Here is a 13,908-nt window from a genome sequence, read left to right as displayed (position 1 = left end):
GGACCTCCTAGCCCCTAACGCGAGAAGTCCGTGCTTCCCACTAGAACGTGTTCTAATGGTGACAGTGTTCGACCGTCAAGTCGACCCGCATCACAGCAGGACACGTCCGTGTGTTTACCGGCGCGGAGGTGCGTAGAAGGAGATTGCCGTGCGTATCGTTTTCGACCAGGTACGCGCCGAGAGGGGGCCACACACCGCATGTCCAGCGCACCACAGCAGGCAGGCAGCGAATCGTCCGGGTCGGACACCCGACCGCGTGAGGTTCTAAACGTGGCTGTCCTCGCCGAATCCGAACTGGGATCAGAAGCACAGCGGGAGCGTCGCAAGCGCATCCTGGACGCCACCCTGGCCATCGCCTCCAAGGGCGGCTACGAGGCCGTCCAGATGCGCGCCGTGGCCGAACGTGCCGATGTCGCCGTCGGCACGCTCTACCGCTACTTCCCCTCCAAAGTCCATCTCCTGGTCTCGGCCCTCGGACGGGAATTCGAACGCATCGACGCCAAGACCGACCGGGCTGCCCTCTCCGGCGGCACCCCGTATCAGCGGCTGAGCTTCATGGTCGGCAAGCTGAACCGGGCCATGCAGCGCAACCCGCTGCTCACCGAGGCCATGACACGGGCGTTCGTCTTCGCCGACGCCTCCGCCGCCGGTGAGGTCGACCACGTCGGCAAGTTGATGGACTCGATGTTCGCTCGGGCCATGAGCGACGGCGAGCCGACCGAGGACCAGTACCACATTGCCCGGGTCATCTCGGATGTGTGGCTGTCCAACCTGCTGGCCTGGCTGACCCGCCGGGCCTCGGCCACCGACGTCAGCAAGCGACTGGACCTGGCCGTGCGGCTGCTGATCGGCGCAGAGGACAAACCTAAGATCTAGCGGGTGAGCCTTCCCGCCGAACTGACCGAAGCGCTGACGGCCGCGGCCCGCGCCGACAGGCTGCTCATCACCTCCGATTTCGACGGCACCCTGGCCCCGATCGTCAACAATCCGGCCGACGCGCGCCCACTGCGCGACGGCGCCGAAGCCCTTGTGGCACTGGCGCAGTGTCCACACACCTGGACCGCCCTGATCTCCGGCCGTGCGCTGGAGGTACTGCGGGAACTGTCCGGGATGCCCACAACCGTGCACATGGTCGGCAGCCACGGCGCCGAGTTCGACTCCGGGTTCTCCCATCCCATCGACCGCGACCTGCTGGCTCGGATCGCCGCCGAGCTCACCGCGATCGCCGCCACCCGGCCGGGGGTGACCGTCGAACTCAAACCGGCGAGCGTGGCTTTGCACGTCCGCAATGCCGAACCCGCCGATGCCGAAGCCGCGAGCGCGCAGGCACTCGAGGCCGCCCAAGCCTGGGATGCGCAGCTGACCAAGGGCAAGGCCGTGCTCGAGTTCGCGGTGATCACCACCGACAAGGGCGAGGCGATCGACATCTTGCGTGACGAGCAGCAGGCGTCGGCGGTGGTCTACTTCGGCGACGACGTCACCGACGAGAAGGCGTTCCGCCGGCTGCGTGACGGCGACGTCGGCGTCAAGGTGGGGCCGGGAGACACACTGGCCGGCTACCGCGTCGACGAGCCCGACGATGTCGTGGCCGCGCTGAAGTTCCTGCTGGCCGCGCGCCGCTGACGCCGGAGGCGACTAGGCAGGTGGGCCCGAGGTCCGGCCGCGCACCACCTCGGTGGGAAGCACGTCGATCACCGGCAGCCCGTCGCGCGGCGGATTGTGCAGCAACTCCCCGGCCCGCCGCCCTTTGGCCACGCTGGGCTGCACCACCGTGGACAGGCCGCGGCGCAATGCCTCCGGCACCCCGTCGAACCCGGTCACCGTCATCTCACCCGGCACGTAGATGCCCCGCGAACGCAGATAGTCCATGGCGGACAAGGCCAGTACGTCGGCGGTGCACATCAGTGCGGTGATGCGAGGATTGGCATCCAGGGCCACCTCGGCGGCCAAGCCCCCGGAGGTCGGCAGATGGTCGTAGCTCTCCACCACGGTGAGGGTGCCCGGCGCCAGGCCGGCGGCCGTCATCGCGTCATACACACCGTGAATGCGTTCGCGCTGCACGTGGAAATGCGGAGACAACACCCGATCCGGATCGGCCAGTGCGGGTTTCGCGCTTTCGCGGGGCCAGTCGCGGCCCAGCCGCATGGTCAGCAGTCCGATGTCGCGGTGCCCCAGCTCCATCACATGCTCGGCCAGCAGCCGCATCCCACCGCGATCGTCGATGCCGACCCGCGACACCCCGGGCACGTCTTTGGGCTGATCCACCACCACGACCGGCAATTGGCGCTGGCGCACCACCGGCAGATACGGATCGTCGTCGGAGGCCGAATACACCACGAATCCGTCGACGCCGGCCGCGAGCACCGCCGCGGCGCCGTCCTCGAAACTGCGGTTGGGTCCGATGGCCACCAGCAGCAACCCCTGCCCCACCGCCTCGCAGGATTCGGCAAGCCCGGCAACGAAATCCAGTGCGGCCGGGTCGCTGAACGAGTAGTTGAGCGGCTCGGTGATGAGCAACCCGACGGCACCGGCCTTGCGGGTGCGCAGGGAGCGTGCCACCGGATCGGGCCCGGCATAGCCCAGCCGCTTGGCCGCATCGAAGATTCTGTCGCGGAGCTCGGCGGACAACTGGTCCGGACGGTTGTACGCGTTGGAGATGGTAGTCCGCGACACCTTCAGCTCGGCCGCCAACGACGCCAGGGTGGCCCGCCGCGGCGGGTGCGGACTCCTTGGCATGCTGTCTGAGGCTAGTGGATCGTCGAATACCTCACCCGGTCAACCGTCCACACCGCCAGCCAGATCCCGCACGCAATCGTCACGATCACGAAGCTCGGCGGCATGTTGAAGATCGCCGACACCGCCAAACCCGCCCACACCGACACGACGCTGATCCCGGTCGAGATCATCATCGCCACAACCGGTCGCGCGGTCACCATGATCGCCGTCGCGGCCGGGGTGACGACGAGCGCGAACAACAGCAACGTGCCCACGGCCAGCACCGCCATCGTCACCGCCACCCCCAGCAGGACCATGAACAGCACCGACAATGCCCGTACCGGCACCCCTTTGGCCTCGGCCACCTGCGCGTTGACCGATGCGAACAGCAGTGGGCGGAAAACGAATACGACAGTGGCGGCCAACAGGAGCAGCAGCGCAGTGAAGGTCAGCAACTGCTGATGCGTGATGGCCAGCAGATTGCCGAACAACACGTTGGTCAGGGTGGACGAATTCTTGGTGGCCAACGAGTTGAAGAACAACCCGAAGCCGGTGGCCAGGGCCAGCACCGTGCCGGTGGCCACCTCGCGATCATGCGCGCGACTGCCCAGCGCCCCGATCACCAGGGCCCCACCGACGCAGAACGCCAAAAGGCCAAACCCGACCGGAAGCCCCAGCAGCGCCGCTCCGGTGGCGCCGGGCAGGCCGATGTGGGCCAGTGCGTGGGCGGCGAATGCGGTGTTACGCACGATGACGAAGTAGCCGATCAGCCCGGCAGCCAACGCCACCAACGTGCCGCCGATCAACGCGTTGCGCATGAAGGCCGAGGTCAGGATCTGCCACCAGTTGTACTGGTAGCCCAGTGCCAGATTCCCTTGGGCGAACGTTGCAGCAATCAGGCTCGCCGACATCACCCGCTCCTCATGTACATCTGTCCCAGCGGGGTGTGGGCCACCTGCACCTTGGTCCCGTAGAGGTGGGTCAGCAGGTCATCGTCCACCACCTCGTCGATGGCCGCGTGGTGGGCGTGGCCGTCGAGCAGATAGATGGCACTGTCGAGCACGCTCAGCAGCGGGTTGAGGTCATGGGCGACAACGAGAATGGTGACGCCGAGGTCGGCGTTGAGCCGGGCCAGCAACTGCACGATCTCGTGCTGGTTGCGCAAATCGAGCGCGGCCAGGGGTTCGTCGAGGATGAGCATCTTCGGATGTCCGACAAGGGCATTGGCCAACGCGATGCGCTGCCGCTGACCGCCGGACAGTTCCGACAGTCGCATGGTGGCGAAGCCGGTGGCCTCGACCCACGCCAGGGCCTCGTCGACCCGGGCCTTCTCGGCAGCCGAGGTCCGGGAGAAGCCCCAGCGCCGCCCGGTGAGGCCCAGGGTCACCGCGCCGCGGGCCCGGATGGCCTCGCCCGCGCCGTCGGCATAATCCTGCGGGACGTAACCGATCAGGTCGTTGTGCTCACCCGGTGCGCCGCCGAGCACCCGCACCGAACCCGAGGCTGCGGGCAGTAGGCCCAAGATCACCTGCAGCATTGTGGACTTGCCCGATCCGTTGGATCCGATCAGCGCGACGATGCCGCCGGCCGGGATCTCGAAGGTGCCCTCCGACCAGATCAACCGGCCCCCGCGTACGGCACTGACGTCGTCGAAGACGAGGGCCGGTGAAGGTGTGGTCTCGCTGGACACTAGGTCTGAATTCCGAGCGCTTCGGCAAGCGCGGTCAGTTGATTCACCTGCCAAGCCTCGAACGAATCCGCTCCCGGCGCCACCGTTTCGGTGACATCGACAACCGGAATTCCGGCACTCTCGGCCGCGGACCGGATCTGTTTGGGCAGCGAGCCCTCGGTCTGGGTGTTGTAGATCAGCACATCGACCCCGTGATCGGCGAGTAGGCGCAGGAATGCATCCAGGTCGGCCGGTGACGGGTCGGACTCGTTGGACGTGGCCGCCTGATAGCCCGGAGGCGTCTGGTTGACCAGGCCGAGCGCCGTTGCCATGTTGTCGAACACCGTCTCGGTGGCGGCGTAGCGCTTACCGGCGGCCTTGGTCTTGATGTCGGTGGTCAGCTGCTGGTAAGGCTGCATCGAGGTGGTGAACTCGGCGCGGCGCTGCGCAAAGTAGTCGTGCGCGTCGGGTGCCAGCTGGCTCAGCTCCTCGGTGATCGTGTCGGCGACGCCGGTCACCGCGGCCGGGTCGTACCAGGCGTGCGGGTTGGCCGACCGCTCGTCAGCATGTGCACCGCCGTCCCCATTGCCATGGTCATGGTCATGGTTGTCATCGCCGGTCCCGGTCCCGGTGGCGGAGACGACGACGGCGTTGGGCGCCGTGCTCTGGGCCAGCTTGGCCGCCCATTCGTCGTAGTGCCCGCCGTTCATGACCACCAACTGCGCGCCCTGGAACTTGGCCGCGTCCGCGGGCGATGGTTCGAAGTCATGCGGGTCGACCGAGGAGCCGGCCAGCACGGTGGTCACCTTCGCGCAGTCGCCGCCCAATGCGGACACGATGTCACCCCACTGGTCGACGCTGACGACGACGTTGACCGGTGTGGTCACGCAGTTGCCCGGGGAGGCGGACTGCTGGGTCTGTTCGGAGCCGCAGGAAACGGCGGCGAGTGGTGTGGCCAGCATCAACGCGGTGGCCACGGCGCGGAGGTTCAGAGGTGAGAGCACGGCGATAACGATAACCGTTTGCATTAGGAGACGCACGCCCGGATGATGATTTATTGAAAATCGTTTTCATTAAGGAGTGCGATGTCCGACCTGCTACCCGTCACCGTCCTGTCCGGCTTCCTCGGCGCCGGCAAGACCACGCTCTTGAACCACATCCTGGCGAACCGGGAGGGCAGGCGCGTCGCCGTGATCGTCAACGACATGAGTGAGGTCAACATCGACGCGGCGCTCATCGCCGGGCAGGGGCACCTCGACCGCACCGAGGAGAAGCTCGTCGAGCTGACCAACGGCTGCATCTGCTGCACGCTGCGCGAGGACCTGGTGGAGGCCGTCGGCGCACTGGCCCGGCAGAACCGGTTCGACAACCTGGTCATCGAGTCGACCGGGATCTCCGAGCCCATGCCGGTCGCCGCGACGTTCGAGTGGGAGTTCGAGGACGGGTTCCAGCTCGGCCGGCTCGCGAAACTGGACACCCTGGTGACGGTCGTCGACGCGTCCACGTTCTTGACCGAGGTCGTCCGCGGTGACGGCCTGGCCGACCGGGATCTGGCCGTCGGCGACGGCGACGCCCGCAGCATCGCCGACCTGCTCACCGACCAGGTGGAGTTCGCCGACGTCATCCTGCTCAACAAGACCGACCTGGTGAGCCCGGCGACCCTCGACACCGTCGGAACGCTGCTGCGCAGGCTGAATCCGACCGCCAAGCTGATCCGGACCGACCACGGCGTCGTCGATATCGGCGAGGTACTGGGCACCGGGCTGTTCGATCCGGAGGCCGCCGCCCAGACCCCGGGCTGGGACGAGGAGATCGCCGACGAGCGCTCGCGCGAGGAGCAGACGACCACTGCCGGACACACACCCGAGACCGAGGAGTACGGCATCAGCTCGATGACCTTCCGCTCCGACCGGCCGTTTCACCCACAGCGCCTCGGCGAAGCGCTCGGTCAGGTGACAAGGGTGTTGCGCAGCAAGGGATTCTGTTGGATCGCCAGCCGCCCGACAATCGCCGCCATCTGGTCACAGGCCGGCCCGAACCTGGTGATCGAGCCGGCGCAGTACTGGTCGGGCACCGAGATCGCGCCGGGTCAGGAGATCGTGTTCATCGGGATAAAGCTCGACCGTGACAAGGTCCACCGGCTACTCGACGGGGCCCTGCTGACCGACGCCGAACTGGCCGAGGGCGAGCAGGCCTGGGCCGGCTACCCGGACCCGCTACCGGCCTGGAACGTCACCCACGCGCATTGACCGGAGTGCGTCAGGCCGAAAGGCCACTTATGACACGCAATTTGGTCAAACGTGTGCCATAGGTGGCCACCCGCGAGCACGAATACCCCAACTGGCGCTCCGCACGGCCGAGGACCCCGCCTAAGCTCGACGCTGTGTCCGAGCACGCCTTCAGCCCCGACGAGCGACGCGCCGTGTACCGCGCCATCGCCGAACGCCGCGACATGCGCCGGTTCGTCCCCGGCAGCGCCGTCGCGCCCGAGGTGCTCGGCCGGCTGTTGCAGGCCGCCCACGCGGCACCCAGCGTCGGCCTGATGCAGCCGTGGCGGTTCATCCGGGTCACCGATGAGGAGCTGCGCGGCAAGATCCACGCGCTGGTCGACGAGGAGCGCATCCACACCGCGGACGCGCTGGGGTCCCGCGGGGAGGAATTCCTGGCGCTCAAGGTGGAGGGCATTCTCGACTGCGCAGAACTGTTCGTCGTCGCCCTCGGCGAGAACCGCGACCGGCATGTCTTCGGCCGTCGCACGCTACCGCAGATGGACCTGGCCTCGGTGTCCTGCGCGATCCAGAACATGTGGCTGGCCGCCCGGGCCGAGGGCCTCGGCATGGGGTGGGTGTCGATCTTCGAGCCACTGCCGCTGGCACAACTCATGGGCATGCCCGCCGATGCCGAGCCGGTGGCGATCCTGTGCCTGGGACCGGTGCCCGAGTTTCCGGACCGGCCGGTGCTGGAGATCGAGCACTGGACAGTCGGTCGCCCCCTGCCCGAATTCGTGTCCGAGAACGGCTGGCCGGCCGCGGCGGCGCCTTAGGCTGGTGAGGTGGCTGCATCCGTCGACCTCAACGCTGACCTCGGGGAGAGCTTCGGCGCCTGGAAGCTCGGCGACGACGAGGCCATGCTGGGCCTGGTCACCAGCGCCAACGTCGCCTGCGGATTCCACGCTGGGGATCCGTCGGTGTTGCTACAGACCTGCCGGGAGGCCGCGGCGCGGGGCGTGCGCGTCGGCGCCCAGGTCAGCTACCGGGACCTGGTCGGCTTCGGCAGACGCTTCATCGACGTCACGCCCGAGGAGCTGACGGCCGACGTGATCTACCAGATCTCCGCGCTGCAGGGTATTGCCCAGGCCGCGGGCACCGCCGTGACATACGTGAAACCCCATGGCGCGCTGTACAACACGATTGTCCGTCACCGCGAACAGGCAGAGGCGGTGGCCGCAGCGGTGCGCGCCGTCGATGCCGGCCTTCCGGTGCTGGGGTTGTCCGGTTCGGTGTTCTTCGAACAGGCCCGGCAACTCGGACTCCGCACCGTAGCCGAGGCCTTCGCCGACCGCGCCTACCAGGCCGACGGAACGCTGGTGTCACGTCGCGAACCGGGCGCAGTGCTGCACGACCCCGTGGCCATCGCCGAACGGGTGGCCACGATGGTGACGACGGGCCGGGTCACCGCCGTCGACGGCACCACCGTGCCCATCGTCGTGGAATCGATTTGCGTACACGGCGATTCACCGGGCGCGGTGGAGATCGCAGCGGCGGTACGCGACCGCCTGAGAGCCGGGGGAACCGAGCTGTCACCGTTCAGCTGACCAGGCCGCCTGCGCTTTATTGGTAATGATTACCATTTCCATATGACTCGGTTCTCCCGTATCCGCGATCGGCTGAAAGTCGCCGCGATGACCTGGTTCGTCCGACTGCTGCGGTTGATCGTCGTCGTCGCCGAGTGGTGGCCCACTCCGTCACCGAACAAGCCGGCCCGCCACGACGATCAACGGGGCGGCTCGATCGGCAGCGTGGGTCCGCCGTAAGGCGTCGGGATGGTGTAGCGGCCCGACGGCGTCGGATCGGCCGTCGTGGCCAGGTCCGCCCCCGCCGGCGGGCCGGCGGTGTCATCGCCGGCAGGTCGCGGAGCGTTGCGGGCACCGCGAACCAGCAGGCTCGGATCGTCATCGTGGCAGTAGGTATACAAATTCGGCTCCGGATAGTCCGCCGCCGAAGGAGGCCGCCGAGGTGTGCCGTAGTCACAGGCATACCTCGGATAGATGTCGGCAGTCACCCACAGTCCATGCTCGTGCATCGTGCTGATGAAGGCCTCCAGCGCCGAACCGCGGTAGTCGGGGAACAGTGCATCCAGGGCAGGCACCCGTACATAGGACAGCCGCGCCACCGTGGCCAGATTTCCCAGCAGTTGAACCATGGTGTCCGAATTGTCGGCGAACAGGTTGTCGATGGCGCCCAGGGCCGCCGGGGACTGGCCGAGCAGCCTGCGGTAGCCGTCCTGCATGCCGGCCACGCCGGCCATCGTATGGCGCAGATTGGTTGCCGTGGCGCCGATTCCGTTGTTGACATCCACCGCCGACGACAGCACGACCCGGCTGCTGCGGATCACGCCCACCGTTTCGGGCAGCACGGAATCCAGAGTCGACAGCAGAAACGTCCCGCCGTCGACGATCGCCGCGAGCTTCTGCGGGCCGGCACTGCTCAGGCTCAGCTCGGCCTTCATCCGCTCCAGCTTCTGTGGATCCACCTGCGCCAGTACCCCGTCCGCGTTGGCCAACAGCTCGGCCATCGATACCGGCACCGCGGTCCGGTCACGGGTGATCACGGCGCCATCCGAGAGATACGGGCCGCTATCGGAGGTCGCGGCGAAGTCGACGTACTGTTCGCCGGCCGCCGAGAGCGCCGAAACCCGCACCGAGCTGGCCGCCGGGATCCGCGCATCCTCGGATACCCGCAGGACCGCCTCGACACCACCCGGGGTGAACGCGAGCCTTTCGACCTTGCCCACGCGAACCCCGCGCATGGTCACATCCTGATTGGGCAGCAGTCCTCCAGACTCCGAAAGCTGCACCGTCACAAGGTATGTCGCGGCCAGCGGGCGCACCTGCAACACGCCGGTCATCAGGTAGTAGACCGAAACGACCAGCGTGAGCGCCAAGGCCACCAGCGCGGTCCAGGCGCTGCGGCGATCACCGCTCACGGCTGAGGCCCCCGACCGACCACCCGCTCCTGTAACCGCCAGAGCACGAATTTGAGCGATCCGACGAGCTGGTGCCAATCGGCCCGTTTGGGGCCGTGGAGGCCGGGATCCCCGCCGAACCCGGCGTCGGGAATGGATCCGAGGACCAGCCGGTCGATCCCGGCCGCTCCCGCCATCGACGTGCCCGCGGTCATCTTGACGAACGGGGCGTACAGCCGGTTCAGCGAGGCCAAGCTGGTCTGCGGGTCCACCACGACGTCGTTGAATGCTCGTGCGATGGCGTCCGCGTCGGCGATCACGCTGCGACCGCTGGTGTCCGTCCCGGCGATGGACGGGAACTTGGCCAAGTTCTGCGAGATGTCGCCGAGGGTGAGGGCCAAGTCGGTCATCCGGCCGGTGTTGCCGGCCAGCGTCTCGGTCGCCGGTGCGGCGGCCCGCAGGATCTCGCCGACCTCCTGATTCTTGGCGTCGAGCAGCTCAGCCAGCCGCGTCGTCTCGGACATCGCGGAATCGAGCTGTGCCGAACGAGCATTCACCGTGCCGAGCAATTGGTTCGACTTGGCCACCAGATCACCGAAGGCCCGGCCGTCGGGCCCGGCGGCCTTGCCCATTCCGTTGACGATGTTGGTCAGGTTGTGCACGGCGCCACCGTTGACCAAGACGGCCGCTGAACTCAACACCGACTCGACCGTGGCGGCCGCGGTTGTGGAGTCCAGGTCGATCGTGTCGCCGTCGGAGAGCAGGCGGGCCCCCGGCTGCGGAGCACGCGGCGGACTGATCGAGACGAAGACGTCGCCCAACGGTGTGGCCGAACGGAGTTCGGCTGTACTGCCCGCCGGGAGTCGGACGTCGTCGTTGATCCGCAGCGTGGTCACCGCGGTGAAATCGCGCGCCACCATGTCCTCGACCTGACCGATATCGGCGCCTGCGCGCTTGACCTTGGCGTGCTCGGGCAGGTTGAGCGCGTTGGCGAACACCACAGTCAGCCGGTAGCCGCCCGACCCGAGCCCCGGTGCGGGTAGCGGCAGGTCGGCCAGCCCGTTCGTGGCGCAGCCTGCGGTCAGCAGGGCCGCGGCCAGGGCTACCAGCGTCCGTATCCGAAGCCGTTGTACCGAAATCATTTCTGCCCCATCGCCGCGAGCCCCTCCAGCATGCTGGTCAAGCCGAAGTCGGGTCCGTAGTCCTGCAGTGTCCCGGTGCTGCATCCGAGCTGGCGCAGACCCATCATGTTGCAGACCTCCTTGGCCATCTGGCCGTCGAACACCATCCGGTCGGCCAGGAAATGTGCACGGATCGCTCCGTTTCGTTGATCGATCGCGTTGTAGAGGTTGTCGGCCATCAGCGGAAGCACATCGAAGAATTCCGCGAGCTCCCGTTGCCGGTCGTGAAGCGTTTGGACGCTGGTGTCGCCATTGGCGATTCCCTGCTTGATCACCTCACGGTTGGCCGAGAGGATTTGTCCGGTCTGTTCGACGACCTCGTTGAGTTGTCTACCGGTGGTCCCCGACCCGAAATCCTCGGCGGCCAGGACGGCGCTGAGCTGGCGTACCACGGAGCCGAATTCGCGTAGCTTCGCGTCGTTTCCCGCCGCGGCGTCCAGCAGAGAATCGAGGTTGGTGATGATGGTGGTCACCTGTTGGCGGGTGCGGGCCCCACCGTCGGAGCTCAGCCGCAGGGCTCGCGACAGTTCGTCGAGGGCACCCTTGATCTGCTCACCGTGTCCGGCGATCACACCGTCGCCGGCATTCTGCAGGTCCGCAACGGGCCCTCCTCCCATGCCATTCCCCCGCAATGACGTGGACAGCTTGTCGAGCATGCCGAGCACGCGGTCGAACTCGACCGGTGTCTTGGTGCGATGCAGGCCGATAATGTCGCCGTTGCGCAGCGTCGGGCCCCCACGGTACGGCGGAGACAGCTCGATCTGGCGGTCGGTGAGGATCGACGTCGACAAGGTGACGGCCTCCACGTCAGCAGGTATCGCGACACCCTCGTCGACGGTGAAGTCCACCTCGGCGTAGCTTCCCCGCGCCGTCACCCGCGTGACCTGCCCAACCGGAATCCCCAGCACTGCCACCACATTGCCGACGTACAGGCCCGCCGCGCTGTCGAACTGCGCGGTCACGGTGATGCTGCGGTCACGGTGGGCCAGCAGCTTCCAGCCCACAGCGCCGACGATCGCCAGCACGGTGATCAGCACGGCGGCGACCACCAGGCGCCGGTGTCCATTCATCACTTGCAGTCCTTGAGATACGGGACCATGCCGAACTGTTCGGCCCGGCCACTGATGGCGCACATCCAGGAATCGATCAGAGCGCCTGCGGGGGCATTGGTCTCGATCGCGTTGCCGAATCCGGTGGCGTTCGCGATCTGGCGGATCGGAACGGGCGCGATCTGCAGCAGATTTCGGAAGAGCGCATCTTGTTCGGCGAACTTCTCGCTCAGCTGTTGCATCGTCGACAGCACGTCGTCGACCGCGGTCCGGTCGTGCACCGCGATGGTGCGCAGCGAGTCGACGACCGACCGTAGAGACTGCATCAATGCATGGAAGGCCGCTGAGCGCGCGACGAACTCACCCACCAGTTCCTGCCCCTGGCGAATGAAGTTGCCGATCTCGGACTGTTGGCGCCGCAGCATGCTGGTGACGTGTTCGGTGTTCGCCAGAAGACTGCCCAGTTGATCCCGTCGCTGCGCGATCACCGATGACAGGGCCCGCACATTGTCCATCGCCTGGGGCACCACTGCGGGCAACCCGTCCATCTGCCGGCTCAGCACATCGAGGGACTCCGCGATGCGGTCGGCGTCCACCTGCTCAAAGGTCCTGGTCGAATCGGCCAGGGCGGCTTGCAGATCGTAGGGCACCTCGGTGTGCGCCAGGTCGATCGTGTGCTTCTCGGGAGCGCTGTCCCCAGCCGGGCGCAAGTCGAGATAGCGGGAACCGAACAATGTCGTCACCTTGATCGCGGCGCGGGTGTCGCGGCCCACGGGTATGTCGTCGCGGACACGGATCTCGGCCTCCACGTGATCGCCGGCCAGGCGTACGGCGGTCACCGTTCCCACCGGGATACCCGCCACCGCCACGATGTCGTCGGCACGCAAGGCCGCCGCCTGAAGGAATTTCGCCGTGTAACGCTGGTATCCGATGCCGGCCTCCTTGACGAGCAGCATTGCCGCGATCAGGGTTCCGACGGTGGCGACGGCCAGCAGTCCGAGCCAGGCTTTCCTGGCGACCCGGTCAGCCATCGGCCATGTTCCGGCACTTGGGGGTGTGTTTGGCGGTTCCGCCCGGCGTCGCGGCATCGACGATGATGGGCACTACGTCGTTGAGCCCTGGGAAAAACCCGTACACGTTGACGTCACAGGCATAGGCGTTCATGTAGGCCCCTTCCCCGAAGACCCGGGACAACCCCTTCAACAGCAGCGGCGTGTTCAGGCCCGTGTAAGCGATCTGCGGTTCGATGTCGAGCATGTGCCGGGTGTAGCCGGGCTGCCGGTTGAGCATGTCGCGGACGGTCGGTTGCACGTCACGCCCGATCCGCGACAGATTGCCGGCCACCGCCGTCATCGTCCCCAGCGATGACACCAGGCTGTCGCGACGATTGTCGAAGGCCGTCACGGCCTTTCGCGCTGCGGTGATCGTGCGCTCGAAATGGTCGTTCTGTCCGGCCAGATTGCCGACCACACCGTCCATCCCCGCGATGACGCGGTCCAGCGCGCGGTCCTGGCCGACGAAAGTCTCGGTGAGCACTGACGTCTGATCGACGAGCTGGGTGATCGAGGCAGTATCGCCCTGCAACGATCCGACGACGGCGTTGGTGAGGTTGTTCACCTGGTCGGGATCCAGGACGGCGAACAGGGGCTCATAGCCATTGAGCAGGGTGCCGATGTCGAAGGACGGCTCGGTCCGATCGATCCCGATCACCGATCCGGCCGGCAACACCGTGGCCGCTTCGGCACGCCCCCGGTCCAGCGCAAGATACCGCTGCCCGACGATGTTCTGATAGTCGACGGCCGCCACGGTGCCGGTGGTGAGCCGGTGGCCGTCCTGCACGAGGAACGACACCTTCGCCAGGGTTCCCTGCAGCTCGATCGTCTGCACCCGCCCGACCCGCACACCGGCCACCCGGACGTCGTCACCCTCGCGCAGCCCGAAGACGTCGGTGAACACCGCGGAGTACGACGTGGCGGGGCCGCCGACATCGCGTCGCAGCGTGACGTAGACCAGCCACGTCAGCACGGTGGCCACCACCAGGAACAGGCACAGGCCCAGCAGCGAGCCACGGCGCCGTATCGAGTCGGCCCTCGGGGAAAAACTGAACATC

The 13,908-nt window shown here is 67.1% G+C and carries 15 protein-coding genes; 6 read left to right on the top strand and 9 right to left on the bottom strand.

The annotated features are described in order from the left end of the window. Positions 1-270: 270 nt before the first annotated feature. The gene (gene kstR / locus E0T84_RS02140; protein ID WP_165610749.1) at positions 271-876 is read left to right on the top strand and encodes a cholesterol catabolism transcriptional regulator KstR; all 606 of its coding nucleotides are present in this window, start codon (positions 271-273) and stop codon (positions 874-876) included. Between the two features lie 3 nt (positions 877-879). Beyond that, on the top strand, positions 880-1,623 hold the full coding sequence (gene otsB / locus E0T84_RS02135) for a trehalose-phosphatase (protein WP_138743623.1): 744 nt from the start codon (positions 880-882) through the stop codon (positions 1,621-1,623). A 12-nt stretch (positions 1,624-1,635) separates the two neighbouring features. Here otsB and E0T84_RS02130 read toward each other — a convergent pair whose 3' ends face one another. The 4 genes from E0T84_RS02130 to E0T84_RS02115 are packed head-to-tail and all read right to left on the bottom strand — an operon-like array spanning position 1,636 to position 5,412. Continuing rightward, entirely contained in the window at positions 1,636-2,736 is a 1,101-nt protein-coding gene (locus E0T84_RS02130; RefSeq protein WP_070187788.1) for a substrate-binding domain-containing protein, read from the bottom strand. 11 nt (positions 2,737-2,747) lie between these two features. After that, complete coding sequence (locus tag E0T84_RS02125) at positions 2,748-3,626, bottom strand: metal ABC transporter permease (protein WP_138743622.1); 879 nt, start codon at positions 3,624-3,626, stop codon at positions 2,748-2,750. After that, positions 3,626-4,405, bottom strand: a complete 780-nt coding sequence (locus E0T84_RS02120) for a metal ABC transporter ATP-binding protein (RefSeq protein ID WP_070187786.1) — start codon at positions 4,403-4,405, stop codon at positions 3,626-3,628. The genes E0T84_RS02125 and E0T84_RS02120 overlap by 1 nt, the downstream gene beginning before the upstream one ends. Next, positions 4,405-5,412 (bottom strand): metal ABC transporter solute-binding protein, Zn/Mn family, encoded by a 1,008-nt coding sequence (locus E0T84_RS02115; RefSeq protein ID WP_138743683.1) that lies wholly within the window; start codon positions 5,410-5,412, stop codon positions 4,405-4,407. The genes E0T84_RS02120 and E0T84_RS02115 overlap by 1 nt, the downstream gene beginning before the upstream one ends. A gap of 57 nt (positions 5,413-5,469) precedes the next feature. Here E0T84_RS02115 and E0T84_RS02110 point away from each other — a divergent pair, with 57 nt between their 5' ends. From E0T84_RS02110 to E0T84_RS31760, 4 genes are all read left to right on the top strand, one after another. Further along, positions 5,470-6,633: a GTP-binding protein gene (locus tag E0T84_RS02110; RefSeq protein ID WP_138743621.1), complete on the top strand. Its 1,164-nt coding sequence runs from the start codon at positions 5,470-5,472 to the stop codon at positions 6,631-6,633. A gap of 134 nt (positions 6,634-6,767) precedes the next feature. Then, positions 6,768-7,427 carry a 5,6-dimethylbenzimidazole synthase gene (gene bluB, locus E0T84_RS02105; protein ID WP_138743620.1) on the top strand — a complete coding sequence of 220 codons (660 nt, stop codon included), beginning with the start codon at positions 6,768-6,770 and terminating at the stop codon, positions 7,425-7,427. Between the two features lie 9 nt (positions 7,428-7,436). Beyond that, positions 7,437-8,198, top strand: coding sequence for a LamB/YcsF family protein (locus E0T84_RS02100; RefSeq protein WP_138743619.1), 762 nt, complete (start codon positions 7,437-7,439; stop codon positions 8,196-8,198). A gap of 42 nt (positions 8,199-8,240) precedes the next feature. Further along, a complete protein-coding gene (locus E0T84_RS31760) occupies positions 8,241-8,417 on the top strand; it encodes a hypothetical protein (RefSeq protein WP_171054855.1) in 177 nt (58 codons plus the stop codon). Here E0T84_RS31760 and E0T84_RS02095 read toward each other — a convergent pair. The 5 genes from E0T84_RS02095 to E0T84_RS02075 are packed head-to-tail and all read right to left on the bottom strand — an operon-like array spanning position 8,378 to position 13,907. Further along, positions 8,378-9,589, bottom strand: a complete 1,212-nt coding sequence (locus E0T84_RS02095) for an MlaD family protein (RefSeq protein WP_138743618.1) — start codon at positions 9,587-9,589, stop codon at positions 8,378-8,380. The two genes, E0T84_RS31760 and E0T84_RS02095, sit on opposite strands and share 40 nt — an antisense overlap. Then, the gene (locus E0T84_RS02090) at positions 9,586-10,710 is read right to left on the bottom strand and encodes an MlaD family protein (protein ID WP_138743617.1); all 1,125 of its coding nucleotides are present in this window, start codon (positions 10,708-10,710) and stop codon (positions 9,586-9,588) included. The genes E0T84_RS02095 and E0T84_RS02090 overlap by 4 nt, the downstream gene beginning before the upstream one ends. After that, on the bottom strand, positions 10,707-11,819 hold the full coding sequence (locus E0T84_RS02085; protein ID WP_138743682.1) for an MCE family protein: 1,113 nt from the start codon (positions 11,817-11,819) through the stop codon (positions 10,707-10,709). Before E0T84_RS02085 ends, E0T84_RS02090 begins: the two co-directional genes overlap by 4 nt. Next, positions 11,819-12,829: an MlaD family protein gene (locus E0T84_RS02080; RefSeq protein WP_138743616.1), complete on the bottom strand. Its 1,011-nt coding sequence runs from the start codon at positions 12,827-12,829 to the stop codon at positions 11,819-11,821. Before E0T84_RS02080 ends, E0T84_RS02085 begins: the two co-directional genes overlap by 1 nt. Further along, complete coding sequence (locus E0T84_RS02075; protein WP_138743615.1) at positions 12,822-13,907, bottom strand: MlaD family protein; 1,086 nt, start codon at positions 13,905-13,907, stop codon at positions 12,822-12,824. The genes E0T84_RS02080 and E0T84_RS02075 overlap by 8 nt, the downstream gene beginning before the upstream one ends. Position 13,908: the final 1 nt, after the last annotated feature.

The sequence above is a fragment of the Mycobacterium sp. DBP42 genome (assembly GCF_005924235.1).
Classification (GTDB): domain Bacteria; phylum Actinomycetota; class Actinomycetes; order Mycobacteriales; family Mycobacteriaceae; genus Mycobacterium; species Mycobacterium syngnathidarum.
Note: the sequence above shows the minus strand (reverse complement) of the source record. Positions and strands in the feature narration are given on the sequence as shown.

Bases quoted from the DNA above. Each gene is read 5' to 3' on its own strand.
- E0T84_RS02085 (WP_138743682.1), bottom strand. From the start codon at position 11,819: ATGAATGGACACCGGCGCCTGGTGGTCGCCGCCGTGCTGATCACCGTG.
- E0T84_RS31760 (WP_171054855.1), top strand. From the start codon at position 8,241: ATGACTCGGTTCTCCCGTATCCGCGATCGGCTGAAAGTCGCCGCGATG.
- E0T84_RS02125 (WP_138743622.1), bottom strand. From the start codon at position 3,626: ATGTCGGCGAGCCTGATTGCTGCAACGTTCGCCCAAGGGAATCTGGCA.
- E0T84_RS02130 (WP_070187788.1), bottom strand. From the start codon at position 2,736: ATGCCAAGGAGTCCGCACCCGCCGCGGCGGGCCACCCTGGCGTCGTTG.
- E0T84_RS02090 (WP_138743617.1), bottom strand. From the start codon at position 10,710: ATGATTTCGGTACAACGGCTTCGGATACGGACGCTGGTAGCCCTGGCC.
- E0T84_RS02110 (WP_138743621.1), top strand. From the start codon at position 5,470: ATGTCCGACCTGCTACCCGTCACCGTCCTGTCCGGCTTCCTCGGCGCC.
- E0T84_RS02080 (WP_138743616.1), bottom strand. From the start codon at position 12,829: ATGGCTGACCGGGTCGCCAGGAAAGCCTGGCTCGGACTGCTGGCCGTC.
- E0T84_RS02075 (WP_138743615.1), bottom strand. From the start codon at position 13,907: ATGTTCAGTTTTTCCCCGAGGGCCGACTCGATACGGCGCCGTGGCTCG.
- E0T84_RS02115 (WP_138743683.1), bottom strand. From the start codon at position 5,412: ATGCAAACGGTTATCGTTATCGCCGTGCTCTCACCTCTGAACCTCCGC.